The following is a 2,749-nucleotide window of genomic DNA, read 5'->3' as shown; positions in this document are numbered from 1 at the left end:
CGAAAGCCATTAAGGCGCTGGATCCGGATCGGCTGGTCTATGTCAATCATTACGCGCTCAACGATGAGGGGGAACATTATTTCTCGCTAGAGGGCACGCCGCCGATGCGTTACGAAGCTTACGTGAAGGACTGGCTGGATACGAACCCGGATTTAATGTCTTACGATTATTACCCCTTCCTGACGAGCGGCATGGACGAGAAGGTGCATTATCAGACGCTGGAATTTCTGCGCGAGCAGTGCGCGGTTTATGGCAAGGACCTGTGGGTATATATCCAATCGGTCGCGTACGATACCTTCCATATCGCCAAGCCGACCGAACATGAAATGCGGTTCCATGTCTATTCATCGCTTGCTTACGGGGCCAAAGGCTATATTTATTTTACGTACGAAACGCCGCATACCAATGGCGAAACCGCCTTTCATAACGGTCTCCTGCTGCCGGACGGCACGCGCAACGATACGTTTCAATACGCGGCTGCGATCAATCGCGAGGTGCTGAAGCTTGGACCGGCCTTGTTGAACTTGACGCTGGACCAAGTCTATCATACCGGAAGCTTGCCCCCGGCCACGCGGGAACTGACGCCGCAGTCCGGCATCGAGCTGGCGGAGGGAGGCGGAAATGCGGAGCAGTCGCCGCCATTGATTATCTCGCTCTTTACGGCGGAGAACGGCGACAAATTCGTTATGATCGTAAGCAAACAACTGCTTGAGCAGCAGGATGCCCGCTTGCGCTTCCTCGCCAAACCCGGTTTTATCCGCGAGTGGAGCAACGAGGACGGTAAAGAGTGGCATCAACAAAAGGAGGTGGGAGTTCTGTCGGAAGCCGATTACGACAAAGAGACGGGGGTGCTGAGCGTTAGCCTTCGCCCGGGCGAAGGAAAGCTCTATCGCATGGAAGGTTAGTCCAAACCAATGGAAGAGGTGAAGCTTGTTATGAGACGCATTCGCTTGCCCATCATTGCCGCATTAGCCTTTGTATTGACCTTATTTTCCGGCTTGACGGCCGGAGCCAGCTCGAACCCGACGCCAACCGTCGACGGCGAATTCCCGATCGGCATTTTCCACAATCCGCCGCCCAGTGATACCACAGATAGTGCATATGCCGATATTCGGGCGATGAATGCCAATTTCATCGTGTCTACCAATCTGATGACGACGCCCGCGACTACGGATTGGGCGCTGAAGATGGCCCAAAACAATGATTTAAAAATTTTGGTGACGGATACCGGCATCCGCTGGTACCAATCGGAGTGGATCTCCCAAAACGACGATACGGATGCAAGTCTGTATCTGCGCAATGATCGGGCGCTCGGCCAGACGTTTACGACCCCGGACGCTACCGGGATGGCGGTCTGGAAGCTCAGCTTCAAAAAGGCGGGTGCTTGGCCTGCAGGGACGTCCGTTACGCTCAACATCTACGATAGCCCTGCCAAAACAACGCATATCGCGACATCCACGTTGTCCGGTCCCGTGGTGACGGACTTCCCGGAATTTACGATTAACGGGGCCGTCGTGGCGGCCGAGACGGACTATTATTTTGAGCTGACGACGGATTCTGTCACGGACTTGGGCCCGTTCCTCGCAAGTACGGGAGACCAGTACGGTGACGGCGATCTCTATGTGAACGGCGTGGCGGCCGGCAAGGATCTCTATTTTCAGATGACGCTTCCGAAAGACGGGGGAGGCAATTGGTCCGCTTTTTCGCCGACGGGCCGCTCATCGGATGACTTCTTCACCACTTATGTCAATCATTATAAAGACCATCCCGCCTTGCTCGGCTATAATCTCGTGGATGAGCCGTTCGGCGACCAGTTCCCGCATCTGCAATCCGCCATGGAGCTAATTCGCACGCTCGACCCGGATCATATGGTATATACCAATCTGTATGGATTATGTCCGACTTGCATGCACTATTACAGCGGCACGGACGATCCGCTGCGCGGCAGCTACCAGGATTACGTCAACGGCTGGCTGGATACCGATCCCGACATCATCTCGTTCGACCATTATCCGTTCTATAGCACCGGCTTCGATGAGGCTTGGTACTTGCAGCTGGAATATTATCGCGAGCGTTCCTTGCTGTACGATACCGACTTATGGGTGTATATCCAGGCGATGCAATACGACTATTACAATATGATCGAGCCGTCGGAAGAGCAGATGCGCTTCCAGATTTATTCTTCCTTGGCCTATGGGGCCAAAGGTTATGTCTACTTTACTTACTATACGCCGGACGGTATGGACAACGGATTGATTTTGCCGGACGGTTCCAAAAACGATACGTATTATTATGCCCAGGATGTTAACGCGGAGGTGTTGAATCTGGGTTCTACCTTGCTTGGCCTTACCTCCAAGGAGGTTTACCAAACCGGAGGAACGCCCCCATACACGACAGCATTGCCAAGCGGGTTTTTCTGGCAGCCGACAACCGGCGCACCGGAAATGCCGATGATCGTTTCGCTGCTGGAGGATGAAGATGGACGTGAGTACGTGATGATCGTCAACAAGGATATGGAGGACGCTCATTTGGCGTCATTTACGTTATCCGGCTCGCCAACGGCCGTAACCGAAATTTCCAAGACGACCGGCCTCGAGGTCGGAACTTCCTACAATGCGACGACGGGCGTGTTGACGGCCAGCTTCGAACCGGGCGAAGGCAGACTGTACGCGCTGCCCGCGCCGCCTGCTCCAAGCGCGGCTCCTGCATGGGAGGAAGGCAGCGAGCTGGCGGCCAGCCAGGCCACAAC

The 2,749-nt window shown here is 54.7% G+C and carries 2 protein-coding genes; both read left to right on the top strand.

The window, feature by feature from the left end; genetic code table 11:
* Positions 1-905: beta-galactosidase (locus PAT3040_RS32595; RefSeq protein ID WP_181376978.1), on the top strand; the 905-nt coding region annotated here is incomplete at its 5' end.
* A gap of 30 nt (positions 906-935) precedes the next feature.
* A partial coding sequence (locus PAT3040_RS32590) for an alpha-amylase family protein (protein ID WP_181376977.1) occupies positions 936-2,749 on the top strand: 1,814 nt, incomplete at its 3' end.

It is taken from the genome of Paenibacillus agaridevorans (assembly GCF_003112455.1).
GTDB lineage: Bacteria > Bacillota > Bacilli > Paenibacillales > Paenibacillaceae > Pristimantibacillus > Pristimantibacillus agaridevorans.
The sequence above is the reverse complement of the archived record's forward strand: the minus strand, read 5'-3'. Positions and strand labels throughout refer to the sequence as shown.